Source organism: Streptomyces sp. NPDC048606 (assembly GCF_040650855.1).
In the GTDB taxonomy this organism is placed as follows: domain Bacteria; phylum Actinomycetota; class Actinomycetes; order Streptomycetales; family Streptomycetaceae; genus Streptomyces.
The window spans coordinates 105,505-129,377 of record NZ_JBEZIB010000015.1 but is presented as its reverse complement, the minus strand read 5'-3'; the positions used below and the strand labels follow the sequence as shown (position 1 = coordinate 129,377).

The 23,873-nt window shown below is 72.6% G+C and carries 22 protein-coding genes; 16 read left to right on the top strand and 6 right to left on the bottom strand.

Annotated features, from left to right (window positions below; all coding sequences use genetic code 11):
* The first annotated feature begins 114 nt into the window (after positions 1-114).
* On the top strand, positions 115-1,707 hold the full coding sequence (locus AB0D01_RS18585; protein ID WP_363056463.1) for an acyl-CoA carboxylase subunit beta: 1,593 nt from the start codon (positions 115-117) through the stop codon (positions 1,705-1,707).
* A 15-nt stretch (positions 1,708-1,722) separates the two neighbouring features.
* Positions 1,723-2,022: a hypothetical protein gene (locus tag AB0D01_RS18580; protein ID WP_363056461.1), complete on the top strand. Its 300-nt coding sequence runs from the start codon at positions 1,723-1,725 to the stop codon at positions 2,020-2,022.
* Between the two features lie 129 nt (positions 2,023-2,151).
* Here AB0D01_RS18580 and AB0D01_RS18575 read toward each other — a convergent pair whose 3' ends face one another.
* A complete protein-coding gene (locus tag AB0D01_RS18575) occupies positions 2,152-3,627 on the bottom strand; it encodes an APC family permease (protein WP_363056459.1) in 1,476 nt (491 codons plus the stop codon).
* Positions 3,628-4,014: 387 nt separating this feature from the next.
* Between AB0D01_RS18575 and AB0D01_RS18570 the strand changes: the two genes are divergently transcribed.
* The 7 genes from AB0D01_RS18570 to AB0D01_RS18540 all read left to right on the top strand — a co-directional run bounded on the left by AB0D01_RS18570 (position 4,015) and on the right by AB0D01_RS18540 (position 11,462).
* Entirely contained in the window at positions 4,015-4,803 is a 789-nt protein-coding gene (locus tag AB0D01_RS18570) for an alpha/beta fold hydrolase (RefSeq protein WP_363056457.1), read from the top strand.
* Positions 4,803-5,645 carry a metallophosphoesterase gene (locus AB0D01_RS18565; RefSeq protein WP_363056455.1) on the top strand — a complete coding sequence of 281 codons (843 nt, stop codon included), beginning with the start codon at positions 4,803-4,805 and terminating at the stop codon, positions 5,643-5,645. Before AB0D01_RS18570 ends, AB0D01_RS18565 begins: the two co-directional genes overlap by 1 nt.
* On the top strand, positions 5,642-6,382 hold the full coding sequence (locus AB0D01_RS18560) for a 4'-phosphopantetheinyl transferase superfamily protein (RefSeq protein WP_363056453.1): 741 nt from the start codon (positions 5,642-5,644) through the stop codon (positions 6,380-6,382). Before AB0D01_RS18565 ends, AB0D01_RS18560 begins: the two co-directional genes overlap by 4 nt.
* 257 nt (positions 6,383-6,639) lie before the next feature.
* Entirely contained in the window at positions 6,640-7,242 is a 603-nt protein-coding gene (locus AB0D01_RS18555; protein ID WP_363056451.1) for a hypothetical protein, read from the top strand.
* A 38-nt stretch (positions 7,243-7,280) separates the two neighbouring features.
* Positions 7,281-8,651 carry an NADP-specific glutamate dehydrogenase gene (gene gdhA / locus AB0D01_RS18550; RefSeq protein ID WP_363056449.1) on the top strand — a complete coding sequence of 457 codons (1,371 nt, stop codon included), beginning with the start codon at positions 7,281-7,283 and terminating at the stop codon, positions 8,649-8,651.
* Positions 8,652-8,817: 166 nt separating this feature from the next.
* Positions 8,818-9,180 carry a hypothetical protein gene (locus AB0D01_RS18545; protein WP_363056447.1) on the top strand — a complete coding sequence of 121 codons (363 nt, stop codon included), beginning with the start codon at positions 8,818-8,820 and terminating at the stop codon, positions 9,178-9,180.
* A gap of 1,151 nt (positions 9,181-10,331) precedes the next feature.
* The gene (locus tag AB0D01_RS18540) at positions 10,332-11,462 is read left to right on the top strand and encodes a helix-turn-helix transcriptional regulator (protein WP_363056445.1); all 1,131 of its coding nucleotides are present in this window, start codon (positions 10,332-10,334) and stop codon (positions 11,460-11,462) included.
* A 63-nt stretch (positions 11,463-11,525) separates the two neighbouring features.
* Here AB0D01_RS18540 and AB0D01_RS18535 read toward each other — a convergent pair whose 3' ends face one another.
* Both AB0D01_RS18535 and AB0D01_RS18530 read right to left on the bottom strand, forming a co-directional pair.
* Positions 11,526-12,911, bottom strand: a complete 1,386-nt coding sequence (locus tag AB0D01_RS18535; protein WP_363056443.1) for a serine hydrolase domain-containing protein — start codon at positions 12,909-12,911, stop codon at positions 11,526-11,528.
* Positions 12,912-13,070: 159 nt separating this feature from the next.
* Positions 13,071-13,562: an anthrone oxygenase family protein gene (locus AB0D01_RS18530; protein ID WP_363056441.1), complete on the bottom strand. Its 492-nt coding sequence runs from the start codon at positions 13,560-13,562 to the stop codon at positions 13,071-13,073.
* A gap of 223 nt (positions 13,563-13,785) precedes the next feature.
* Here AB0D01_RS18530 and AB0D01_RS18525 point away from each other — a divergent pair, with 223 nt between their 5' ends.
* Together AB0D01_RS18525 and AB0D01_RS18520 are read left to right on the top strand one after the other, a co-directional pair.
* Positions 13,786-15,183 (top strand): AMP-binding protein, encoded by a 1,398-nt coding sequence (locus AB0D01_RS18525; RefSeq protein ID WP_363056439.1) that lies wholly within the window; start codon positions 13,786-13,788, stop codon positions 15,181-15,183.
* A complete protein-coding gene (locus AB0D01_RS18520; protein ID WP_363056437.1) occupies positions 15,180-15,953 on the top strand; it encodes an alpha/beta fold hydrolase in 774 nt (257 codons plus the stop codon). The genes AB0D01_RS18525 and AB0D01_RS18520 overlap by 4 nt, the downstream gene beginning before the upstream one ends.
* A 73-nt stretch (positions 15,954-16,026) precedes the next feature.
* Here the strand turns inward: AB0D01_RS18520 and AB0D01_RS18515 are convergent, their stop codons facing one another.
* The gene (locus tag AB0D01_RS18515; RefSeq protein WP_363056435.1) at positions 16,027-16,713 is read right to left on the bottom strand and encodes a TetR/AcrR family transcriptional regulator C-terminal domain-containing protein; all 687 of its coding nucleotides are present in this window, start codon (positions 16,711-16,713) and stop codon (positions 16,027-16,029) included.
* A gap of 122 nt (positions 16,714-16,835) precedes the next feature.
* Between AB0D01_RS18515 and AB0D01_RS18510 the strand changes: the two genes are divergently transcribed.
* Together AB0D01_RS18510 and AB0D01_RS18505 are read left to right on the top strand one after the other, a co-directional pair.
* Positions 16,836-17,354: a hypothetical protein gene (locus AB0D01_RS18510; protein ID WP_363056433.1), complete on the top strand. Its 519-nt coding sequence runs from the start codon at positions 16,836-16,838 to the stop codon at positions 17,352-17,354.
* Positions 17,355-17,722: 368 nt separating this feature from the next.
* Positions 17,723-18,802, top strand: a complete 1,080-nt coding sequence (locus AB0D01_RS18505; protein ID WP_363056431.1) for a saccharopine dehydrogenase — start codon at positions 17,723-17,725, stop codon at positions 18,800-18,802.
* Between the two features lie 47 nt (positions 18,803-18,849).
* On the opposite strand, the gene AB0D01_RS18500 is transcribed toward AB0D01_RS18505, so the two are convergent.
* Entirely contained in the window at positions 18,850-19,788 is a 939-nt protein-coding gene (locus AB0D01_RS18500; protein WP_363056429.1) for a ScbA/BarX family gamma-butyrolactone biosynthesis protein, read from the bottom strand.
* A gap of 110 nt (positions 19,789-19,898) precedes the next feature.
* Between AB0D01_RS18500 and AB0D01_RS18495 the strand changes: the two genes are divergently transcribed.
* Positions 19,899-20,534, top strand: a complete 636-nt coding sequence (locus AB0D01_RS18495) for a ScbR family autoregulator-binding transcription factor (RefSeq protein ID WP_363056427.1) — start codon at positions 19,899-19,901, stop codon at positions 20,532-20,534.
* 245 nt (positions 20,535-20,779) lie between these two features.
* Entirely contained in the window at positions 20,780-21,535 is a 756-nt protein-coding gene (locus AB0D01_RS18490; RefSeq protein ID WP_363056490.1) for a glucose 1-dehydrogenase, read from the top strand.
* A gap of 69 nt (positions 21,536-21,604) precedes the next feature.
* Here AB0D01_RS18490 and AB0D01_RS18485 read toward each other — a convergent pair whose 3' ends face one another.
* Complete coding sequence (locus tag AB0D01_RS18485) at positions 21,605-22,261, bottom strand: TetR/AcrR family transcriptional regulator (protein ID WP_363056425.1); 657 nt, start codon at positions 22,259-22,261, stop codon at positions 21,605-21,607.
* A gap of 307 nt (positions 22,262-22,568) precedes the next feature.
* Here AB0D01_RS18485 and AB0D01_RS18480 point away from each other — a divergent pair, with 307 nt between their 5' ends.
* On the top strand, positions 22,569-23,765 hold the full coding sequence (locus AB0D01_RS18480) for a transposase (protein ID WP_363056423.1): 1,197 nt from the start codon (positions 22,569-22,571) through the stop codon (positions 23,763-23,765).
* Positions 23,766-23,873 lie beyond the last annotated feature (108 nt).

The window sequence follows — 23,873 nt, the reverse complement described above, 5'->3', positions numbered from 1 at the left end:
CGGGTCCCCTCCTCCAGAGCGGTTCGAGGGGACCTGTATCCGGACTGGCCAGGATGTGCTGCGTCTGCCGCGTTGACGTGCGCGACGGGGGAAGTTCTCTTCGAAAGGACAAGCATGAGCATCGTCGAGGAAGCGCCGCTCGGACCTCCGGCGGCCGCGACCATGGCGTCGAGGGTGGCGGAACTCTCCGAGCTGCGCGAGGCGGTCGAGGCCGGTCCCAGCGAGCGGGCGACCGAGGCGCAGAAGAAGAAGGGCAAGCTCACCGTCCGCGAGCGCATCGAGCTGCTCTTCGACAAGGGCACCTTCACCGAGGTCGAGGCCTTCCGCCGGCACCGCGCCACGGGCTTCGGCCTGGAGGACAAGAAGCCGCACAGCGACGGCGTCGTCACCGGCTGGGGCCAGGTCAACGGCCGCCCGGTGTTCGCCTACGCCCACGACTTCCGCATCTTCGGCGGCGCCCTCGGCGAGGCGCACGCCCAGAAGATCCACAAGCTGATGGACCTCGCCGAGAAGGCCGGCGCCCCCATCGTCGGCCTCTGCGACGGCGCGGGCGCGCGCATCCAGGAGGGCGTCACCGCGCTGGCCGGCTACGGCGGCATCTTCCAGCGCAACGTCCGCAACTCGGGCGTGATCCCGCAGATCAGCGTGATCATGGGCCCCTGCGCGGGCGGCGCGGCCTACTCCCCGGCGCTCACGGACTTCGTGTTCATGGTCCGCGACACCTCGCAGATGTTCATCACCGGCCCCGACGTGGTCGCCGCCGTCACCGGCGAGCAGATCACCCAGGACGGCCTCGGCGGCGCCGACGTGCACGCCTCCGTCTCCGGCGTCGCGCACTTCGCGTACGACGACGAGGAGCACTGCCTGGAGGAGGTCCGCCACCTGCTGTCGTACCTGCCCTCCAACAACCGGGAGCTGCCGCCGGCCGAGGCCGCCGACGACCCGCACGACCGCCGTACGGAGTCGCTGCTGGACCTGGTGCCGGCCGACCCCAACCGGGCGTACGACATGCACAAGGTCATCGAGGAGATCTCCGACCACGGGGAGTTCTTCGAGGTCCACGAGCGCTGGGCGCCGAACATCATCTGCGCGCTGACCCGACTCGGCGGCCAGGTCGTCGGCATCGTCGCCAACCAGCCGCAGAACATGGCCGGTGTCCTCGACATCGAGTCCTCCGAGAAGGCCGCCCGCTTCGTGCAGATGTGCGACGCCTTCAACATCCCGCTGGTCAGCCTGGTCGACGTGCCCGGCTTCCTGCCCGGCGTCGACCAGGAGCACAACGGTGTGATCCGGCACGGCGCCAAGCTGCTCTACGCCTACTGCAACGCCACCGTCCCGCGGATCTCGCTGGTCCTGCGCAAGGCGTACGGCGGCGCCTACATCGTCATGGACTCCCGCTCCATCGGCACCGACATCGCCCTCGCCTGGCCGATCAACGAGATCGCGGTCATGGGCGCCGAGGGCGCGGCCAACGTCGTCTTCCGGCGCGAGATCGCCGCCTCCGACGACCCGGAGGCCACCCGCGCGGCGCGCATCGACGAGTACCGCGACGAGCTGATGCACCCGTACTACGCGGCCGAGCGCGGCCTCGTCGACGACGTCATCGACCCGGCGGAGACCCGCTCGGCGCTGATCGGCGCCCTGGAGGTCCTCCGCGGCAAGCACGCCCCCCTGCCGAGCCGCAAGCACGGCAACCAGCCCCAGTAGAGAGGGAGAAACCCGATGGCAACGGCACTCCGAGCGGTCGGCGGCGCAGCGCACGACACCGACGAGCGGGCCACGTCGGAGATCCTCTCCGCACCGGCCTGGCGCATCACCAGCGGCTCGCCCGACGCGCACGAGGTGGCCGCCCTCGCGGTGGTCCTCTCGGCCGTCCTCGCGGCCCGCACCGCCGAGGCGGTCCGGGCTGCGGAGGAGGAGCAGGCGCGGGCCGCGGCCCGCTGGACCCCCTCGTCGGCCCGCCGCCGCGCGGCGACCTCCTGGGCCGCGGGCGCGCAGCCGACCTGGCGCAACTCGGCCTGATCCGCGCACCGCACCCCGCACGGCGACCGGGCCCCGGTCCCCCCGCTCACGGCGGTGGGACCGGGGCCCGTCCTCGACGGCCCCGGCGGGCGCTCGGGCCGGCGCTGGGGCCGGGACTCGGGCCGGGGCTCAGGCGCGGACGCGGTCCGCGTCGCTCGCCGCCCGGGGCGCCGGTACGCCCTGCGCGGCCGCCTCGGGCGCCTCGGCCGTCCCGGGCCGTACGGCGGCCGGCGCGCGGCCGGCGCCGGCGGCGGAGCGCCGACCGAGCGTCAGGGCCACCAGGGTCACGGCGATCAGGGCCAGCGCCACCCAGGACATGGAGTCCACGGGAGCCGCGGGCGGGTTGATCCACCCGTTGAGGTAGACCCAGGCCATCGCCGCCCCGCCGAGCACCGCCGCCAGGTACGACAGCGGGCGCCGCGCCCGCTCGCGGACCAGCAGCGTCACGTGGGCCGCGCAGATCAGCACGTAGGGGAACACCCACAGGTAGACGATCAGGGTCGCCAGCGCCGAGTACACCGACAGCAGCGACTCCGGGTAGGCGATCACCGCGACGGCGAGCACCAGGAAGCCGATCACCGACAGGGTGACCACGGCGGTCGCGGGCGAACCGTGCTTCGGGTCCGGGCGTCCGACCCGGCGCGGCAGCAGGCCGTCGTCGGAGAGGGTGGCCACGAAGCGGGCGCCGAAGTTGACGAAGCCGATGAGCCCGGCGAAGGTCGCGACGGCCAGCACCAGGTCGGTGGCGCTCGCGAACGTCTCGCCCAGACCGGCGTTCAGCGCCAGCGCCGCCGCCGGCGACATGCCCTGGGCCAGGCCGTCCGCCGAGGCGAACAGGCCGGGCACCTGGAGGATCGTGGCGAGCAGGTAGACCACGCCGAGCAGCACCGGGATGCCCAGCACCGCGAAGGGCACGTCCCGCTTGGGGTCCTTGGTCTCCTGCGCGAGGGCCGCGCAGCTCTCGAAGCCCATCAGGAAGGTGGCTCCGGCCGCCATGCCCTGGAAGACGCCGCTGAAGGAGAAGCCGCCCTCGAAGGACAGCTGCTCGCCCAGGTGCAGGCCCGTGGTGCCCGCGCTCGCCACCACGACGACGGCGACCACGGGGATCGCGACCGCCATCAGCACCACGGCGGCGCGCACCGACACGTCCACCCCGCGCCGGGCGAAGAACACCGCGATCAGCAGGGCGACGGCGTACACGGCGAGCTGTACGGGCAGCTCCAGGCCGCCCGCGTACCCCTGGGACAGCAGGAAGCTGCCGACGTAGACGCCGATGACCATGGTGATGCCGGCGATCATCGCGGCGTAGCCGAGCAGCAGGGCGGCCGCGGCCAGCAGGCGGGCCCAGGGGCCGAAGACGAGCGAGAGGTAGGAGTAGAGCGAGCCGCCCGCGACGTGGCGACGGGCGAAGGTGATGACCGACAGGCCGACGAAGGTGGTGACGGCGGCCGACAGCAGGGCCGCGAGCCAGCTGCCGTTCCCGGCCGAGACGAACATCAGGGCCGGCACCGCGGCGAGGCCGACCGCGGGGATCATGCTGGCCACGGCGAGGCCGACGATCTGACCTCTGGTCAGTCTCCGGGCCTCGGTTTCTGGAGTGGACATGACAGGCGCCTCCAAGGGCGGAAGGGAGCGAGGGGAAAAAGCGTCGGGGGAGTGGCGAGAAACGGATGAAGTCTGGCCAGGCCGTCTCACGGCGCGGTAACCCCCCGCCCACCGCGCGCTCGCGCGCGCCCACAGCCGGCACCCCTCGCCCCCCACCGTCCCTGGACCGCCGGCGCACCGCGCCCGGAGCGAAAGCGCACCCCGCCCTGATCAGGACCGCACCACGACCGGACCGTCCCCACACCGCCGCCGTACCGCTCCCGCACCGTGCCCCGACAACCGGACCACGCCGCCTGGACTTGCCGTCCGGTACCCCTCGACCGCCGGTCCAGCGGCTCGACGGACCCTGGAAACCGAGTCGACAAGACGCTGAAGGAGAGAAGACACATGGCCAGTGACTGGTTTCGGAGGTTCGGTCCGGCACCCGACAGCGACACCCGTCTGATCTGCTTCCCCCACGCGGGCGGCGCCGCCAGCGCCTTCCTGGCGCTGTCCCAGGAGCTGACCCCCGAGTTCGACGTGGTGTCCGTCCAGTACCCCGGACGTCAGGACCGCCGCATGGAACCCGCGGTGGACGACATCGACCGGCTCGTCACCGCGCTCGCCGACGAACTCGCGCCCGAACTCGACGGCGTCACCACCCACCCCGGAGACCGACGCCCGTACGCTTTCTTCGGGCACAGCATGGGCGCCGTCCTCGCCTACGAACTCGCCCGCGAGCTGGCCCGACGCGAACTGCCCGCCCCCGAACGCCTCTTCCTCTCCGGACGGTTCGCGCCGACCCCGCTGGGCAGCGCCAGCGACCGGCTCGACACCGACGAGAAGGTGATCGCCATGATCCGCAGGCTCGGCGGCACGGTCGGCAAGGTCTTCGACGACCCCGACCTGCTGGAGATGGTGATGCCGCCGCTGCGCGCCGACTACAAGGCCATAGGCTCCTACGCCTGGCGGCCCGGCCGGACCCTGGACGTCCCCTTCACCGTGCTCGTCGGCGACCGCGACCCCGTCGTCCCCGTCGAGGACGCCGCCGCCTGGCGGGTGCACACCACCGCCGAGAGCGACCTGCGGATCATGCCCGGCGGACACTTCTACCTCGACCAGAGCGTCCCCCAGGTCGCCGCGGTCGTCCGCGCCGCCCTGCGCCGGGGCCGCGTCGACGCACTGGGGGCGGCCTGATGCCGACAGGTTCCGGCAGGCTGCTGGCCATCAGCGACCTGCACGTCCGCCACGACGAGAACAAGAAGATCGTCGACGGCCTGCGGCCCGAGACGGAAGAGGACTGGCTGCTGCTCGCCGGCGACGTCAGCGAGTCCGCCGAGGACTTCGAGTGGACCCTCGGCCGGCTGCGCGACCGCTTCGCCAAGGTGGTCTGGGCACCGGGCAACCACGAACTGTGGACCACCCCCGACGACCCCGTCCAACTGCGCGGCGAGGCCCGCTACCTGCACTTCGTCGAAATCTGCCGGAAGCTCGGCGTCACCACCCCCGAGGACCCCTACCCGGTGTGGGAGGGAGTCGGCGGCCCCGTCGTCGTGGCCCCCCTCTTCCTCCTCTACGACTACAGCTTCCGGCCCGCCGGAGCCCGCACCCACCAGGAGGCGATGGAGATCGCCGACCGGGCCGGCGTCGTGTGCACCGACGAGTTCTACCTCCACCCCGACCCCTACCCCAGCCGGCAGGCCTGGTCCCGGGCACGCGTCGAACACACCGCCGCACGGCTCGCCGAGATCCCCGACCACCTGCCGACCGTCCTCGTCAACCACTATCCCCTCGTCCGCGAACCCACCCGGATCCTGCGGTTCCCGGAATTCGCCCTGTGGTGCGGCACCGAGGCCACCGAGGACTGGCCCGTGCGCTTCCGCGCCGCGGCCGTCGTCTACGGACACCTGCACATCCCGCGCCTGATCCGGCAGGACGGGGTCCCGCACCACGAGGTCTCCCTCGGCTACCCGCGGGAGTGGAAGCAGCGCGCCGCCGCCCCGGCCGGCGCCGTACGGATCCTGGCGGAGGGAACGTGATCGAGGAACTGCTGGAACCCGGCACCGTCGCCGTCGAGACCTTCGGGGACGAACCCGGCGCCCTCGCGGACCTCTTCCCCGAGGAGGCGCTCCTGGTCGAAGGAGCCCAGGCGGGCCGGCGCGGGGAGTTCGCCACCGTACGCCGCTGCGCGCACGAGGCCCTCGGGAAACTGGGCGCCGAACCGGCGCCGATCCTGCGCGACCCCAAGGGAGCGCCCCGCTGGCCCGCCGGATTCGTCGGCGCCATGACGCACTGCGAGGGCTACCGTGCCGCCGTCGTGGCCCCCGCCGACCGGGCCGCGGCGATCGGCATCGACGCCGAACCCAACCGGCCGCTGCGCAGCGCCGGCGTCGCGGAGCTCGTCACCGTGGAGGCGGAACGCGCCTGGCTGCCCTCGCTCGCCGCCCGACGGCCCGACGTTCAGTGGGAACGGCTCGTGTTCAGCGCCAAGGAGAGCGTGTACAAGGTCTGGTACCCGCTCACCGGACGGTGGCTGGACTTCGAGGACGCCGAGATCACCGTCGATCCCGCCTGGTCCACCTTCCGGGCCCGGCTGCTGGTCCCCGGACCGGTCGTCGGAGGGGTCCGACTGGACACCTTCCACGGCAGCTGGCTCGTGCGTGACGGCCTCATCGTCACCGCCATCACCATCCCGGCCCCGACCCCCGCCCTGGCCGCCCCCGGGCCGTCCGCCGGACGGTGGGCGGGCGATGACCCGACGGTGGGCGGGGCCTAGAACGATTCCGAGGGCCGCGCGGATCCCGCACCGCCCGCACCGCCGCGCCCGCCGCGTCCGGCTCCCACCCCCGGGGAGCCGGACGCCCCGGGCCGCGCGCCGCACGGCGACCCGGCCGCACGGGGCCGACCGCACGGCGACCCGGTCGCACGGCGAACCCACGGCCCCGCGCGCCCCCCTCACAGAGCCCCTCACGAAGCCCCTTCCCGAGCCACCCGAGCCCTCCCCGAGCCCCGAGCCCAGGAGTTGACGGAGCAATGCCCGCCCCCGACGGCACCCCCACCGTCACCCCGAACGGCACCGACCCGCGGCTCGTCGCCGAGGCCCACGCCCTGCTGCGCGACGTCGTAGGCCTCGACCCCACCGGGATCGAGGCCACCTTCCGCACCTGGAACGCCGGCCGCCTCGACCTGCTCCCCACCGCCGAGGCCCCCACCCAAGTCCCGCACCTGTCCGCCGAGTTGCTCGCGGCGGCCCGACTCCTTCCCGGCCCGGCGCGCACCGAACTGCACCCCGAGGACGCGGCACGGTTCGCCGTACAGGTGGAGCAGGCGCTGTACGCCTCCACGGTGATCCTGCGCGCCTCGGGCCGGGACGCGGCCGGGCTCCTCGCGGACGAGGACCTCGTCCGCGTCCTCGGCGAGGCCCAGGGTTCCTGGCGCACGGTGGTGGCCGCCGCCGCGCGGGCCGGCGTCCCGACGCCCTGTCTCGCGACCGCCCTCGCCTCCTACGATGCGCTCAGGGCCGGGCGACCTCCCGCACCCCTCCACTTCGGTACCCGAACCGACGGGCGTACCGACGGCGACGGCGCCCTCCCCACCCCGGGGGCCGCCGATCGAGCCGAACCATCAGGCGCATGACGCAGAAGCAGAAGCAGAAGAGGAAGAGGTAGCCGACGATGCCGTCGACACCCCGCACGGACCCCGCCACGGCCGCCTGGCTCGCCACGCTGGAGGAGGACATCCAGCGTCGCAACCCCGGCGAACCCGAGTTCCACCAGGCCGTGCGGGAGGTCATCGAGACGCTCGCCCCGGTCTTCGCGGACCGCCCCGAGCTGCGCGAGGCCAAGATGGTGGAGCGCATCGCCGAACCCGAACGGCAGATCATCTTCCGTGTGCCGTGGACGGACGACCGGGGCGTCGTGCACGTCAACCGCGGCTTCCGGGTGGAGTTCAACAGCGCGCTCGGCCCCTACAAGGGCGGCCTGCGCTTCCACCCGACGGTCAACCTCGGCATCGTGAAGTTCCTCGGCTTCGAGCAGATCTTCAAGAACGCCCTGACGGGGCTCGGCATCGGCGGCGGCAAGGGCGGCAGCGACTTCGACCCGCGCGGCCGGTCCGACGCGGAGGTCATGCGCTTCTGCCAGTCCTTCATGACCGAACTCCACCGCCACCTCGGCGAGCACACCGACGTCCCCGCCGGCGACATCGGCGTCGGCGGTCGCGAGATCGGCTTCCTCTTCGGCCAGTACCGGCGCATCACCAACCGCTGGGAGGCCGGCGTCCTCACCGGCAAGGGCACCGGCTGGGGCGGCTCGCACGCCCGCACCGAGGCCACCGGCTACGGCAACGTCCTCTTCACCTCCGAGATGCTGAAGAAGCGCGGCGAGGACCTCGCCGGCCAGCAGGTCACCGTCTCCGGCTCGGGCAACGTCGCCCTGTACACGGTGGAGAAGGCGCAGGCCCTCGGCGCGCACGTGCTGACCGTCTCGGACTCCGGCGGCTACGTCGTCGACGAGAAGGGCCTCGACCTCGCCCTGCTGAAGCAGATCAAGGAGGTGGAGCGCGGCCGGGTCAGCGAGTACGTCCAGCGGCGCGGCGGCTCCGCCCGCTACGTCACCGGCGGCAGCGTCTGGGACGTCCCGACCGACGTGGCCCTGCCCTCCGCGACGCAGAACGAGCTGACCGAGGCCGACGCGATCACCCTGGTCCGGGCCGGCGTCAAGGCCGTCTCCGAGGGCGCCAACATGCCCACCACCCCGGGCGCCGTACGGGTCCTGCGCGAGGCCGGGGTCGCCTTCGGCCCGGCGAAGGCCGCGAACGCGGGCGGCGTGGCGACCAGCGCGCTGGAGATGAGCCAGAACGCCTCCCGCGAGGCCTGGCCCTTCGCCCGGGTCGAGGAGGAACTCGCCGGGGTCATGCGCCGCATCCACGACACGGCGTACGAGACGGCCGAACGCCACGGCGTCCCGGGCGACTACGTCACGGGCGCCAACATCGCCGGCTTCGAGCGGGTCGCGGACGCCATGCTCGCCCAGGGCCTCATCTGACCCACCCCCGCCCGGGCGCCGGCGGCCCGTCCGCCGCCGCCCGGGAGCCCGGGGGAGGGGCATGGTGATCGTCGCGGAGTTGCGGGACGAAGGGGCCTTCCGGATGCCAGGATCGGCTGCTCGCACCGCACGGCGGGGTAGTGGATCCCGATCTCCGATCCCCGAGATGAAGACACGCGAGATGACCCCGAACGCGGCGGGCCGGAGCGGCCGGCAGCTAACCGTACTGCTCGTCCTCTCCACCGTGCTCACCGGCTTGATGGCCGGTCTCTTTCTCGCCTTCGACGTCTCCGTCATGCCCGGCCTCGCCGCCCTGGAAGACGACTGCGCCTACGTCGCAGCCATGCGGAACTTCAACGCCACCATCGACGGCAATGCCCTCTTCGACCTCGTCTTCCTGCTCGCGCTGATCGCCTCGGCCACCGCCACCGTCATCGCCTTCCGGGGCGGCCGCCGGGCCATCGCCCTGTGGACGGCCGCCGCGTCGGCTGCGTACCTGGTCGTCACCATCGCTGCGAACATTCCTTGACGAACTCGCGGCGGGCAGGGACGTATCCCGGCTCGCCGACCTGTTGAGCGTGGAGCGCTTCGAGGGCACCTGGGCTGCTACCAACATCGTCCGAACCGCCCTGTGCACCCTGGCCCTTACCGTTTGATCCGGGCTTTGGTCCTGCACGGTCGAGACCCCGTCGGCTGACGAATCCGTGCGCGGCGCGGTCTCGATGGGAGGCGCAGGCCTGGTACGTGTGAGCCGGGGGAGCAGGCGAGCTGACGTTTTGTCTGGCAAGGGGTTTTTGTCCATCACCGTACGTCCCTCGTGTCACGTTTCAAATACCTGATCAACGAACGCCGTTCGGAGAATGAAGGCGCTCAGGAACAACCGCTCACTCGAGCGCAAAAGGGCACGTGAGCGGGGTTTTCGCTCACTCTGCGGCGTCAAGTTGGCACCGTGCGCTGAGGGCTGGGTGTCCTCGACTTCCATGGCCAGCGGGACGGCGACGGGCTATCACGGCACCTGGACGGACTAGCGAACCGGTAGGCTCATCCCATCTCTCTTCCGGCGGTGACGGCCGGTGGGCGTCGATCGGGCTGACCGGCCCGACCCACCCCAAGGAAGGGAGCTAGTCGGATGGCCGACTCCGGAAGGTCTCAGGACCGGGACGATGAAGTTCCGGACCCGCACAACCAGGGCGATCCTCTGGCCGCTGCGGGTCGGAATGACGACGAACCGGACCCGGGCCGCTCGGAGCCGGACGGTGTCGCGTCGTCGCACTGGTCCTGGATCGGGCGGGCTGGAGATGTTCTTCAGCTTGTGAACACGGTCCTCGACCTGGTGAACGGCAACGGTGGGTGAGGCCGTAGCCTCCCCCACCGTCTGATGCCGAAACCGGCGATGACCCGCGTTCGAGATTGGCGTCCTGGGCGCGGGTCATCTTGTTGTTCGGCGTGCAGTCGAGTTCGCCGCGATACGGAGGACTCTCCCGCCTGCATCCTGTCGATGGGACGACCTTGCCGGTCGTACACCCCTCAACGGAACACGTTTTGACCCTAAGCGATACCCAGGCCGTTCAGCGACCAGCGCAAACCTTGCCGCTAGCCCGTGCGAGTGGATCCTTAGGCGCCATTCTGTCCCTAGACGGTACCTTGAGGTGTCCAGCGGAGCCACAGGGGGAGGCGCTGATGGCGCGGGGAACAGCCAAGTTCGCCCCGGAGATCTTGAAAACGCTACGCGCCAGTAGGCAAGTGGACGGGTGTCTGCTCAGTGCCGCTGACCTTGCCGTGCGGCTGGGTACCTCCAAAGCCCGCGTCCTGGCCTACGAGGCGGGCACTTCCGTGCCCGAGCCCCGGCGCATCAGCCAGATCGCCCGCCTGTTCAGGGTCCACCCGCGAGAACTGTACGAGCCCAGCCGCGGGCAGCCCGAGCAGATCAGGGACTTGCGCAGCTACGCGGGCCTGACCGCCGAAGAAGTGGCCGCGAGCCTGTTCATCAGCCGTGCCGCCTACCGGAACATCGAACGCCAGGCGATACTCCCCGCGCGCGACGATGGCACACTGCCGCTGCGCCTTGCCGAGGTCCTGGACATTCCGCTCGCGATGATCCATCGCGCGTTGGACAACCACCCCGTCGCCCAGCAACGACGTGTGGCGATCGCGGGACACCTCGAAGAGATCTTTTCGCGCGCCTCCGAGCTCTACCGACCTGCCGTGGTCGATCCGACCGAACAGGTCCTCCTACAGATCGCCGCACTTCTTCGCCGCCCGTCCAGCGTCGTGTGCCGCCTCGTGAACCATGAGCTCACGGCCTATCGGTTTCGCCTGAAACGACTTGAGGTGTCACGGCTTGACGAGGCGTTCGCCCAGAGCGTCCGCGTCGCGGCGGAACACCGGAAGAGGATCGGCAGGGCAGAGGAGTCCATCAGGCTCAGACCCTTCCAGTCCGCCACTGTACTCGTGCGCTTCCTCGCGGAGGCCATGACGAGCCAGCAATGGCGCATGATGGTCACGGTCCTGGAGCACGGCTCCGCGTGGGCGCCCAGCGAGACGTCGCCGGACGAGGAAGCCGCTCAGGCATGGAGGGGACTGCTCGCGCGAGGCTTCGTCATTGCCGAGAGGGATCGTCATCAGCCCGAAGCCTCGCGCATGTTGGTCACGCACGAGGGATGGGACCGCTGCGCAACGCATGCGGCCCGGTACGCCTGCCTCTACCCCCGGATCTCGGCACCCCCGTCGATGAGGCAGATGCCGGCTGCGGTCGCCACGGCCATTGCCGTGTCCCGCCGCCTCCCGCACCAGGGGCAGCCCGAGGGGTGACGGTGAGACGGGTCATGGCCTCCCACCGACGGTGAGGCGGCGGGACCGACTTCTCGGGAGTCGTCACGGCGTCGGGCGGGTGCGGGGGAAGAGGCGGCCCGCCAGGTCGGCGCCGGTGATGGTGCCGCGGGCGTCGCGGGTGAAGAAGCCGCGCTGGCCCGAGAGGCCGCCGCCCAGCACGACGTACTCGTCCCCGTCCCCGGGCAGCAGGCCCATGGGGGCGGGGGCGTAGTCCGGGGGCAGCTCCGTCCCGGCGGCCGCGCGGACCTCCGGCTTGATCGCGGCGGCCAGGGTCAGCCCCTCCCCGTCCGCGGCGATGGTGACCGTCATCGCGTCGATCGCGTACTCCCCCGCGACCTCCCGCGCCCGCGCCGCGTCGTACGGCAGCGGTTCGGGGTCGGCGTCGACCAGGCCGAGGTGGTGCTCCAGCACCCGGCGGACGACGGCCTGGTTGAAGCGGAGCCCCGCGTCCGGGCCCGCGTTGGAGGCGACGGCGACGGCGAAGCCCCGCTCCGGCACGATCAGCAGCTCGGCGAACTGGCCGTTGACCGAGCCGCCGTGCCCGATCGTGCGCACCCCGTCCACCTCGCGCAGGAACCAGCAGACGCCGAAGGCGTCCCCGAGGCTGCTGCCGCGCAGCTCCACCGTCGGCCGCCGCATCCCGTGCAGCACCTCGGCGGGCAGCAGGCGTTCGCCGTCCTCGGTCCGGCCGTCGCCGAGGTGGAAGCGGGCCCAGCGCAGCTGGTCGGCGATGGAACCCGCGATGCCCCCGCCGGGGTTGTTGGCGCGGGTGCCCTTCCACTGCCGGGCGACGGCGGGGGCGCCGTCCTCGCCCGGGTTGTGGCCGACGGCGAAGCGGTGGGTCAGCACGACCGCCGGGTCGAAGTGGCTGTGCGCGAGCCCGAGGGGCTCCAGGACGAGCGCGGCGACGGCCCGTTCGTAGGTGAGCCCGGTGACGTTCTCCAGGATCCGCCCGGCCAGGTTGAAGGCGGCCTGACTGTACGAGGCCCGGCTGCCGGGTTCGGCGATCAGCGCCAGGGCGTCCAGCTCCGCGACGAAGGCGGCGAGGGCGTCGTCGCCCTCGCCGGTGTCGTTGACGAGGTTCCAGTCCAGGCCGGAGGTGTGGTTCAGGAGGTTCAGGACGGTGATCCGCTCCGCGGCGGCCCCGTCCGCGAGGACCAGCTCCGGCACGTAGCGGCGTACGGGCGCGTCGAGTGCGACGCGCCCGTCGGCGACCAGCCGCATGAGGGCGGTCGCCGTGTACGTCTTGCTGACCGAACCGAGCAGGAACATCGTGTCCCGGTCCACCGGCAGCGGGTTCTCCAGGCTCGTCACCCCGTGGCAGGCGAACAGCTCGCGCCCGTCCACCCACACCCCCACGGCCGCGCCCGGTACGCCGAACTCCTCGGCGGCGGCGTGGACGAACCCGTTCAGCGTCTGCTCGGACATGGTGCTGCTCCTCCGTGGTCCCCGATGGCTTGCACTTTGTTCAAGTGTGAGGTTAGGGAAGACTTGAACAAAGTGCAAGAGGAGGGCGCGCGACGTCCCGGTCGGCGGGTGCCGGGATCGGACCCGGCTACGCGGAAGGCGCCTCGACCGGTGCGGCCCTCACGCCGCCGTGACGACCGAGGTCCAGGCGAGCAGGCCCGTCGCCAGCGTGCACAGCAGGGTGCGCCAGACGTTCGCCCGCACCCAAGGCCCCTCGAAGGAGCGGCGGACCGCCGCCGGGTCGGCCAGTCGGTCCGGCGGGCCGGCCTGCGCCAGCGCGTTGTTGAGCGGGATGTTCACCAGACCGGTGACCGTCATCGCCAGGACGTACGCGACGAACGCGCCGACCAGCGGCCACAGCGCCGCCCGCGCCCCGTCCGCCAGGTGCAGGCCGACGGCGAGCCCGGTGAACACGAGCGCGCCGAGGTAGCCGAGCAGGAACCAGCCGTTGAGGATGGAGACGTTGACGCGCTGCATCACCTCGACGACCGTCCGGTCGCCCGCGCCGCGCAGGGCGGGCATCACGGCCACCGAGAACCCGTAGAACAGACCGCTGACCAGGCCCATGGTGATCGTCGCCGCGATCAGTGAGGCCAACCGTGCCGTTTCCATGTGCAGCTCCCCCGCGCGTCGTCGAAATCCGGTCGTGCGATGTGGTTTCGGGCGATCCTACGGGCGCGTCCGGCCGGCGGACCCCCGCGAACCCACGCGGACACGGGCCTTCGTGGACACGGGCCTTCGCCCCGCGCCCACCGCCGCCGCCGACCCCCGCGCGGCCGGGGCTCCGGCGGGCTCCGCGTAGCCTGGGGCTCCACCATCGGAAGGGAGTTGTCGCGTGCTGACCGCCCTGGACGGGACGTACGGCGACCGCGCCGACGCCATCACCGTCGCCGGCCGCACCGCCTCGTACGAGGAACTGCTCGGCGCGGCGGGCGCCGTGGCCGCCGACATCGCGGGAGCCCCCGCCTTCGCCGTCACCGCCACCGCCTCCCTGGAGACCGTCGCCGCCGTCGTCGGCGGGCTGCTGGCCCACGTGCCCTGCGTCCCGCTGCCCCCCGACGCGGGCCCCGCCGAACGCGAGCACATCCTGCGCGACTCCGGCGCCGTCGAGGTGAGCGTCGACTTCGCCCGCCGCGCCCCGGCCCCCGCGACCGCCGGCGGACCCGGCGACCCGGCCCTGATCCTCTACACCTCCGGCACCACCGGCCCGCCCAAGGGCGTGGTCCTGACGGCCGCCGCGCTCGCCGCCGACCTCGACGCGCTCGCCGAGGCCTGGCAGTGGAGCGCCGAGGACACCCTCGTGCACGGACTGCCGCTCTTCCACGTCCACGGCCTGGTCCTCGGCGTGCTCGGCGCCCTGCGCACCGGAAGCCGCCTCGTGCACACCGGCCGCCCCACCCCGCGGGCCTACGCGCAGGCCCGCGGCAGCCTCTACTTCGGGGTGCCCACCGTCTGGTCGCGGATCGCCGCCGAACCGGACGCCGCCGCCGCGCTGTCCGGGGCCCGACTGCTGGTCTCCGGCAGCGCCGCCCTGCCCGCACCCGTCTTCCGGGACCTGGAACGGCTCACCGGCCACCGCCCCGTCGAGCGGTACGGGATGACCGAGACCCTGATCACCGTCAGCGGTCGCGCCGGCGGCGAGGTCCGCCCCGGCACCGTCGGCACCCCCCTGCCGGGCATCCGTACCCGGATCGTCGCCGAGCCGGGCGCCGAGATCGGCGAACTCCAGCTCACCGGCCCCACCCTGTTCGCCGGCTACCTGGGCCGGCCGGAGGCCACGGCGGCGGCGTACACCGAGGACGGCTGGTTCCGTACCGGCGACATCGCGGCCGTCGACCCGGCGGACGGCGTCCACCGGATCGTCGGCCGGGCCTCCATCGACATGATCAAGTCCGGTGGCTACCGGATCGGCGCGGGCGAGATCGAGAACGCCCTGCTGGACCACCCCCGGGTCCGGGAGGCCGCCGTCGTCGGCGTCCCGGACGCCGACCTCGGCCAGCGCGTCGTCGCCTTCGTCGTCGCCGACGGGGTCACGGGCGCCGAACTGACCGACTTCGTCGCCGCCCACCTCTCGGTGCACAAACGCCCGCGCGAGGTGCGCTTCGTCGAGTCCGTGCCGCGCAACGCCATGGGCAAACCACAGAAGCGACTGCTGCTGACGGACGGCACGGCGAGCACCGGCACGGCGACCACCGGCACTTCGACCACCACGCAGAAGGGGACGCCCGCGTGACCACCTCCTTCGGCGCGAGCCCGTGGCTGCGCCGCTTCCACCCGCCGACGGGGCCCGAGGCCGGTCGGCCGGTCCTCGTCGTGTGCCCGCACGCCGGCGGCAACGCCTCCTTCTACTTCCCGCTGTCCCGCGCCCTCGCCGCGCACGCGGAGGTGCTCACCGTCCAGTACCCCGGCCGCCAGGAACGGCTCGGGGAGCCGGTGCCCGAGGACCTGGACGCCTTCGTCGCGGGAGTGGAGGCGGCGCTGTCGCCGTGGCTGCGCACCGGGCGCCCCCTGGTGCTGTTCGGGCACAGCATGGGCGCGGTGATCGCATACGAACTCGCCCGCCGGCTGGAGCGGTCGGGCACGGCCGCGCGCGGTCTGATCGTCTCGGGGCGGCGCTCCCCGGTGATCGACCGCCGGGAGGGCCTGCACGCGCTCGACGACGAGGCCCTGATCGCGCACGTGGCCGGGCTCGCCGGGACCGACACGGAACTGCTGGCCAGGGCGGACATGCGGGAGTTGATCCTGCCCTCGCTGCGCGGCGACTACCGGGCGGTCGAGAACCACCGGCACGAGCCGGGGCCGGCGCTGGCCACGCCCGTCAGCGTGCTGTGCGGGGAGTCCGACCCGAGGGCCGGCCTGGCCGAGGCCATGAGGTGGCGGGAGCTGACCGGCGCCGCCTTCACCTTCCGGGGCTTTCCCGGCGGGCACTTCTACCTGGTCGAGCAGCACGAGGCCGTGGTCCGGGCGGTCACCGAGGACCTGGCGGCGTTCACGGCCGTCTGACGGTTCGCGGGTACGCGGGCCAGGGCGCGGGATCGGGGGCGGGGGCGGGAACGGGCGTGGGCGCGGCGACGGTTCAGCGCGCCGCGCGGCCCGCGACCTCGGCCTCCAGCGCGCCGAGCAGCATCCGGAGCCCGAAGGCGAAGGAACCCTCGGGCGCGGCGGCGTAGGCGGTGCCCTCCGGCGCGTCCAGGCGGGCCCGTAGCCGAGGGAAGGGGCGGGCGACCTCGGCGGCCTTCGCCATCGTCTCGTCGAGGCGCGCCCGCGCGTCGTCCCCGTCGCGGCCGAGCCGGCGCGTCAGCGAGGCCTCGGAGGCCACGGTCAGGGCGCTGCCGAGGACGAAGGTGAAGACGGTGGCCGCCGCCCGGTCGGCCTCGGCCTCGGTGAAGCCGGCGCTCTCGTAGGTCGCGAGGCACAGGTCGTCGTAGCGGGCCTTGCCGGGTCCGTAGAAGAGGTGGGTGCCGAAGGCCGGTACGAGCCAGGGGTGGCGGCCCAGCATCTCGTGCAGTCCGGTGGCCAGGCGCTCGGCCGCCTCGCGCCAGCCCAGGGCCCGCGCGTCGGGCAGCTCGATCTCGTGCCAGACGTGGTCGGCCGCGAGCAGGACCAGGTTGTCCTTGTTCTTGACGTGCCAGTAGACCGCCGTGGCCGCCGAGTCCAGGCGCTTGCCCAGGCTCCGCATGTTGAGGCCTTCGAGCCCTTCCTCGTCGAGCAGCTCGATCGCGGTCGAGACGATGTGTTCCTGCGTCAGTGTGTCGCGTGCCATGGCCTCACGATAGGCGGACCACCCCGCCTTGCACAAAGTTCAGGAGAGCACTTGCACTTAGTTCAAGTCCCCACCTACAGTCCTCTTGTGCTTAGTTCAAGTCAGAGAAGAGGACACCGGTCGTGAACGCCTCCGTCGCCGTACTCCAGCTGCTCGTCGCCACCGCCTTCATCAGCATCCCGCTGGTGCGCCACCGGTTCGGGGCCGCCGCCACCGACGCCGCCGAGACCGAACTGCGCCGCCAGGGCGTGCGCCCCGGGGTCCTCGCCGAGAACGGCATGCGCTTCGACGCCGGCGGCCACGAGACCTGGGCGCCCGTCGCGATCGCCGCGTCGACGGCGACCGCCGCCGGCCTCCACCTCCTCGGCAGCTCCTGGGCCTCCGGCGTGACCTGGGTCGTCCAGACGGTCGTCCTGCTGATCAACTGCCTGATCCTGTACAGCAACCTCACCGCCGTCGGCTCCGTGAGCGCCGCCTTCGCCCGCAAGGGGGACGAGGACCTCGCCCGGATCGACGTCGCGGCGCTGCTGCGGGCCGCCGAGGGCGGCTTTCCCGGCTGGGTGTGGGTCCTCCAGGACGTCCGCCACGTGGTGGTCTTCGGCGCCTCCGTCGCCGCGCTCGTCCTCACCGCCGGGCTCTGAGCCCGTTCCCCGGGCAACTCCCCGCCGATACAGGTACGTTGGAGTCGGCCGGCACCACCGCGAGGCGCGCACGACCGGCGACACCCCCGCCGCGCCCCACGTCCTCGCGTCAACCCCGGGCCACGCACCCGACACCCCGGGCGGGTGAATCCGGCGGTCCCCGAGTCCGGCGTGGCGCGTCATCGCCGCCCAGGTCAGGCGCCTGTCGACGGCCCCGCCGACGCACCCGTCCACCGGGCCGCGCACGGCAGGCTGGAACACCACGGCGACCACGCCCCGGCGACCACGCCCCACCGCCCGGTCCGCCCGAGCGGGGTACCGCGGAAGGTCCGCCACCCCCCATGCCCGTAGACAGGACGAACCGCACGATGTCGGACAGCACCCACCTCTGGATGCGGCACGAGGCCCGCCCCACCGAACGCCGCGCACCCCTCACCCCCGAGGACGCGGCCCGCCTGGTCCGCGGCGGCATCCGGATCACCGTCGAGGAGTCGCGACAGCGCGTCTTCCCGCTCGCCGACTACGCCGCCGCCGGCTGCGCCACCGCCCCCACCGCCTCCTGGCACGAACAGGCCCCCGACGAGGCGTACGTCCTCGGCCTCAAGGAACTCCCGGCCGGCCCCGACGCACCGGCCCTGCGCCACCGCCACATCTACTTCGGCCACGCCTACAAGGGACAGGCCGGCGCCGCCGAACTGCTCTCCCGCTTCACCGCCGGCGGCGGGGCCCTGCTCGACATGGAGTACCTGACCGACGAGGCCGGCCGCCGCGTGGCCGCCTTCGGCTACTGGGCCGGGTACGTCGGCGCCGCCCTGGCCGTCCTGCACCACCGCGGCGCGCTCACCACCCCGCTGACCCCCACCGACCGGCCGGCCCTGGACGCCCTGCTCGCCGCAGGCGCCCGCGCCGCGGAGCCCGTCCGCGCCCTCGTCGTCGGCGCGCTCGGCCGCAGCGGCCGGGGTGCCTGCGACGCCCTGGTGCGGGCCGGGATCGAGCCCACCCGCTGGGACCTCGCCGAGACCCGCGCCCTCGACCGGGCCGCCCTCCTCGGACACGACCTGCTGGTCAACACCGTGCTGACCACCACGCCGGTGACCCCGTTCCTGACCAAGGCCGACCTCGACGACCCCGGGCGCCGGCTCTCCCTGGTCTCCGACGTCACCTGTGACGTCACCTCCGACTGCAACGTCCTGCCGGTCTACGAGGAGACCACCACCTGGACCGAGCCGGTACGGGCCCTGCGTGGCGAGGACCACCCCCTGGACCTGATCGCCATCGACAACCTGCCCTCCCTGCTGCCCGTCGAGGCCGCCACCGCCTTCTCCGCCGAACTCGCCCCGCAACTCGCGGGGTTGGCCACGGGAGACGGGAGCGGGGTCTGGGAGCGCGCCCTGCGCACCTTCCGCACGGCCGTCGAGGCCCCGCCGGCGGAGGGCCTCGTCCGCTGACCCGCCCGCGCGCCCGACGCGGGCGCGCGGTGCCCCCAGGGGCGGCGTCAGGGGATGTGGGCGACCGCCACCGTCGCCTCGAAGACGGGCTCCTCGCCCTGGACGGCGGTCACCCGCAGCCCCTTGTCCCGGCCCTCGGTCTGCGGGGGGACCGGCCGGGCGGTGATCCAGCAGGGTTCGCCGAACTCGACGTACCGCCGGAAGGTCACGTTCATCGAGGCGGGCCACCAGGCGCCGCCCTCGGGGGCGACGGCGTGCGCGGCCTGCCGCGTCGCCTCCATGAGCAGCATCCCGGGGACGTGGTCGACCGGGTGGTCGAACAGCACGGGGTGCGTCGGGTCGACGCGCAGCCGCCAGCGGTCCGCGTCCTGCGTGGGGGACAACACCACGTCGTCCGGCCGGTCCCGCCGACAGAGGGCGGGGGGTAACCCCTGGATCGGCTCGGGCATCTCCCAGAACTCCCGCGTCCCCGCCCGCCCGGCCCGCAGCCGCTGGTACACGGCCGGGTTGTGGCAGTGGAAGACGGTGCTGGCCACGGCCAGCAGGGTCTCGCCGCGGGTGATCTCGTAGTGCATGGACAGGGCGACGGGCAGCCCGCGCCGGTAGGTGATGTTCGTGCAGTTCACGTGGAGCTGGAGCTCGGCCGGGGTGCGCTCGACGCGCATCGCGTGGGGGTTGACCGCGTAGCGCAGGCGCGACCAGCTCAGCTGGTGCCCGAACGGTACCCCGTAGGCGGTGTGGGTCAGGAGCGGGAGCGTCTGGCGGATGGTCTCGCACAGCAGCATGGGGTCGTACAGGCCCCGGTCACAGACGTAGAAGCCGTGACAGCGGGGCCATTGGGCATCGATCGTGAACGCGTCGGGTCCGCTCGGCGTGCATCCCGTCAGGAACACGTCGGAGAGGGCGGCGCGATGAACGTATTCCTTCGCAACGGTCGTGGTCAGGGCGCTGCGGGCAGGTGCGGGACGTTCAGTCGATATGAGCATGCCATTCCCCTCTGGCGTGCGTATGTGTGGCCGTGACTGGCCTGGTCGGCCATTGGCGCGGACTGTAAAATAAAGTGCGTTCGCTTTGTTTGTCGAGAGAGGATGCACAAGTGGTGGAGCCGCAGTTGAAGCAGGAGCGCGCGGTGAAGACCCGGCAGGCGATCATCTCGGCGGCGGCCGAGGTCTTCGACGAGAGCGGCTACCTCGGCGCCAGCATGCGCGAGATCATGAAGAGGGCGGGAGTGACGCTCGGGGCGGTGTACTTCCACTTCCCCAACAAGGAAGCCCTGGCCACGGCGGTGATGAACTCCCAGCCGGCCACCATCATGCCCAGGCTGACCTCGGAGGGGCTCCAGCGCCTGGTCGACCTCACCCTCGTCTGGTCGCACCAGCTCCAGGTGGACAAGATCCTGCGCGCGGGCGTGCGGCTGGCCGTCGAACAGACCGGATTCGGGGTGCACGACGCGGGCTCGTTCCACGAATGGCAGAAGATCATGGAGGAATGCCTGCTGGTGGCCCGTGACCGGGGGGAACTCGACGAGGACGCCGATGTCGCGAAGATCGCGGAATTCGTCGTCGGCGCGTGCACCGGAATGCAGCTGTACTCCGATCTGGTGACCAACCGTTCCGACCTCCCGCGACGCACCGTGGCCATGTGGGAACTCCTCATTCCGTCCATCGCGAGCGCGAGCGGTCGCAAGGCGGTGAAGGTCAGCGTCCGACGCGCGGCGGCCCTGATCAAGTAGCCGACACGAAGGGGCGGTTGCGGGGGTTCAGCGGCTACGCCACGGACGGCGCCGTTCGACGTAGACGGGCGACAGCCGACGACGTAGGCGGCGTACGTTCCGCCTGTCGGGCAACCGATTCGGTGTGATAGAACGCCTCATCCCCAGGTGAACGCATGACCGGTTCTTTACGCCGCCGTTGCACCGCAGACCTGCCAGCCCCCCTCCGCCGCTCTGCCGAAGGAACCGCCGTGAGCGACTTACGCATGCTGGAGAACAAGGTCGTCATGATCACCGGTGCCTCCAGTGGCATCGGCGCGGCCGCGGCCCGGCTGTTCGCGGCCGAAGGCGCGGTCGTGGTCGTGACGGCACGCCGCGAGGAGCACCTCGACGCCCTGGCCGAGGAGATAAGACGGCGCGGCGGACAGGCGACGGCGGTGGCCGGCGACGTGGCGAAGTCCGACGACGTGGCCCGCGTGGTCGCCCGGGCGGTCGCGGAGTACGGCCGGCTCGACGGGGCCCTCAACAACGCGGGATGGGCCACGGCCGGCACCCGCGTGCACGAGACCGACGACTCCGTCTTCGACCAGGTCCTCGACGTCAACCTGCGCGGCGTGTGGAACTGCCTGCGCCACCAACTGCCCGCGATGCTCGCCACCGGATCCGGCGGATCGATCGTGAACACGGCGAGCGTGGCGGGCGTCCGCGCCACCGGCGCCACCGCCTCCTACATCGCCGCCAAACACGCGGTGATCGGCCTGACCAAGGCGACCGCCGACGAGTACGCGGCCGACGGCATCCGGGTCAACTCCCTCGTCGTGGGCAGCACGAGGACGGAACTCATGACCGACATCCTGCGGCACACCCCCGCGCTGGAGGAGGCCTTCACCCGGCGCTCCCTGCAAAAGCGCATGGCGGACCCCGACGAGGTCGCCCAGGCCGCGGCATGGCTGTGCAGCGACCGCGCCTCCTTCGTCACCGGCACGGCCCTGCCCGTGGACGGTGGCTGGACGGCCGCCTAGGGGTTCCTCCGCCCGGACGCGCCGGACGCCCCGGATGCCCCGGACGCCTCGGACGCCTCGGGTCGAGAGCTAGCCGACCACCCGGCCCTCGCGGCCCGAGACGACCGCGTGGTGTCGGGTGACCTCGGTGATGTTCTCCCGGTCGGCCAGGATCCCCGTCAGGACCAGTCGCCAGGTGTCCTCCAGCAGCGTGACCGCGCCCTCGGTGGACCAGGCCGGGCCCGTGGGGCGCCGCGAGGCCATCTCGGTGGCGGACACCAGGCTCACCACCAGGGCCGCCACCGCCTCCGGGTCCGTTCCGCGCAACAACCCGCCGTCCTCGCGGGCCTGACGCAACAACGCGTGCGCGTCGGGGAGCCAGGTCGCGGACCACGGCTGCGCCCCGGGCCGTTCGCGCTCCAGGCGGATGGTGGCCCGTACGGCCGCGTTCCTGCCGATCTGCCGGGTCAACTCCAGGGTCAGCTCGACGAGCCGGCGCAGCGCGCTGCCGGGCCGGGCCCGGACGCGCTCCAGGGCCGCCCGGGTGTCGGCGCGGCCGACCTCCTCGACGGCCTCGGCCAGCTCGGCCTTGGACTTGAAGTGGAAGGTCAGGCCGCCCACCGAGATCCCGGCCGACTTGCTGATCTGTGACAACGAGGTCCCGGCGTAGCCGTCCTGGTCGAAGTGGGCTGCGGCCGCCCGCACGAGGGCGCCGCGGCTCCTGACCGCCCTCTGCTGATTCGCCATGGGTTCTCCGAAGGTGGGTCGGGAGGTGCCCGGCCCACCGGTGCGCTGTCCCGGCACCTCAAGCGTGCGTGGTTGCGATGCCCCCAGCTTCCGCATGATCAGGCGGCGAACGCAACGCAGAGTTGCCGAAGTGGTGACTGGACGTGGTCACACCACCGTGCGGGCGGACGGGGCGGTGTCCACTTGCCGAAGTGGGCCCGGATCGTGGCCGGTTGGGGTGGAGGTACGTTCACCCACTGGAAAAAAAACGAACGATCGCTATGCTGATGCGGAGCGGCTGGATGACCGATGCAGGAAGGATCGCGCCATGGCGGCGAACGACTCGAGCCTTGCCCAAGCGCCCGTCTCGCTGATGACCGAACAGCTCTTCGGGCACCTGCCCCGGGCCGACCAGCGCTACTGGGCCCAGGCCTATCTCCAGGGGCTGCTCACCACCGAGGGCAAGAAGTCGGTACGACGGATCGCCGCGGCGGTGTCCGACTCCCCGACGGCCCCGCAGTCGATGCACCAGTTCGTCAACGCCAGCCCCTGGGACTGGGGCCTGGCCCGCGCCGAACTCACCCGCTGGGTCGAGCGCAGGGTGGAGCCCCAGGCCTGGGTCCTCGACACGGCCGTCCTGCGCAAGCGCGGCGAGCACTCCTGCGGCGTGCACCGCCGCTTCGTACCCGCCACCGGGCGCTCCGTGAACTGCCAGGTCGGCGTGGGCGCCTTCCTCGCGACCCCCACCGACGCCTTCCCCGTCGACTGGGGCCTCCTGCTGCCGGGCGCCTGGGCCGGCGACGAGGAACGCCGCTCACGCGCCCGGATCCCCGAAGGCGTCACCCACCGCGCCGTCGAACAACACACCCTGGACCTCGCCGACGCCCTGGCGGTGAACACCCGCTTCGGCGCCCCGCCGATCGTCGCCGACCTCACCACCTGCCCCGGCGCCGCACCCCTCGTCAGGGCACTGAGCGCACGCGGCCGCGACTTCGTCGTCGCGGTACCCGGCCGCATACCGGTGGTACCCGGCGTCCACGGCAACGGCCGCGCCGCCTACGTCGGCGGCGGCGGACTCCCTGCGGCGATGGAGGCCCGACGGTTCTTCGAGCTCAAGCCCGAAAGCCACTTCCGCCTCGACACCCTCGGAAGCCACGAGGGACAGCCCGGCCGCACCTCCGTCGTCACCGGCCTCGTCCGACTCCCCGAACTGCGCACCACCCGACAGAACCCCCACCACACCTACCGGCTGTTCGCCGTACGCCACCACGCCGGCCGGCGCTCGCCCCAACTCTGGCTCACCAACATGCTCTACCGGCGCTCCGACGAACTCGTCGCCCTCGCCCAGCTCCACCGCCGGGCCGGCGCCACCGTACAGCGCCTGGAAGACGACTTCGGCCTCCTCGACTTCGAAGGCCGCTCCTACCCCGGCTGGCACCACCACATGACCCTCGTGTCGGCGGCCTACGCGTACAGCCGTCTCGCCCTCCCCGGCGAGAACGCGCCCGCGGGCCGCACGGCCTGACCCGCGCGGACCCCCCTCCCCGGGTCCGTAGCCCCCCGTCCCTCCGCCTCCCTACCCCCGCGGCGGAGGGGCGGGGTTTGTCTTTTGGGGCTCGGTTCGCCTCCGGGG

Coding starts and splice junctions, on each gene's coding strand:
- AB0D01_RS18480 (WP_363056423.1), top strand. CDS start 22,569: ATGGCGGCGAACGACTCGAGCCTTGCCCAAGCGCCCGTCTCGCTGATG.
- AB0D01_RS18515 (WP_363056435.1), bottom strand. CDS start 16,713: ATGGCACGCGACACACTGACGCAGGAACACATCGTCTCGACCGCGATC.
- AB0D01_RS18530 (WP_363056441.1), bottom strand. CDS start 13,562: ATGGAAACGGCACGGTTGGCCTCACTGATCGCGGCGACGATCACCATG.
- AB0D01_RS18575 (WP_363056459.1), bottom strand. CDS start 3,627: ATGTCCACTCCAGAAACCGAGGCCCGGAGACTGACCAGAGGTCAGATC.
- AB0D01_RS18570 (WP_363056457.1), top strand. CDS start 4,015: ATGGCCAGTGACTGGTTTCGGAGGTTCGGTCCGGCACCCGACAGCGAC.
- AB0D01_RS18485 (WP_363056425.1), bottom strand. CDS start 22,261: ATGGCGAATCAGCAGAGGGCGGTCAGGAGCCGCGGCGCCCTCGTGCGG.
- AB0D01_RS18585 (WP_363056463.1), top strand. CDS start 115: ATGAGCATCGTCGAGGAAGCGCCGCTCGGACCTCCGGCGGCCGCGACC.
- AB0D01_RS18580 (WP_363056461.1), top strand. CDS start 1,723: ATGGCAACGGCACTCCGAGCGGTCGGCGGCGCAGCGCACGACACCGAC.
- AB0D01_RS18490 (WP_363056490.1), top strand. CDS start 20,780: ATGCTGGAGAACAAGGTCGTCATGATCACCGGTGCCTCCAGTGGCATC.
- gdhA (WP_363056449.1), top strand. CDS start 7,281: ATGCCGTCGACACCCCGCACGGACCCCGCCACGGCCGCCTGGCTCGCC.
- AB0D01_RS18555 (WP_363056451.1), top strand. CDS start 6,640: ATGCCCGCCCCCGACGGCACCCCCACCGTCACCCCGAACGGCACCGAC.
- AB0D01_RS18545 (WP_363056447.1), top strand. CDS start 8,818: ATGAAGACACGCGAGATGACCCCGAACGCGGCGGGCCGGAGCGGCCGG.
- AB0D01_RS18565 (WP_363056455.1), top strand. CDS start 4,803: ATGCCGACAGGTTCCGGCAGGCTGCTGGCCATCAGCGACCTGCACGTC.
- AB0D01_RS18500 (WP_363056429.1), bottom strand. CDS start 19,788: ATGCTCATATCGACTGAACGTCCCGCACCTGCCCGCAGCGCCCTGACC.
- AB0D01_RS18535 (WP_363056443.1), bottom strand. CDS start 12,911: ATGTCCGAGCAGACGCTGAACGGGTTCGTCCACGCCGCCGCCGAGGAG.
- AB0D01_RS18540 (WP_363056445.1), top strand. CDS start 10,332: ATGGCGCGGGGAACAGCCAAGTTCGCCCCGGAGATCTTGAAAACGCTA.
- AB0D01_RS18505 (WP_363056431.1), top strand. CDS start 17,723: ATGTCGGACAGCACCCACCTCTGGATGCGGCACGAGGCCCGCCCCACC.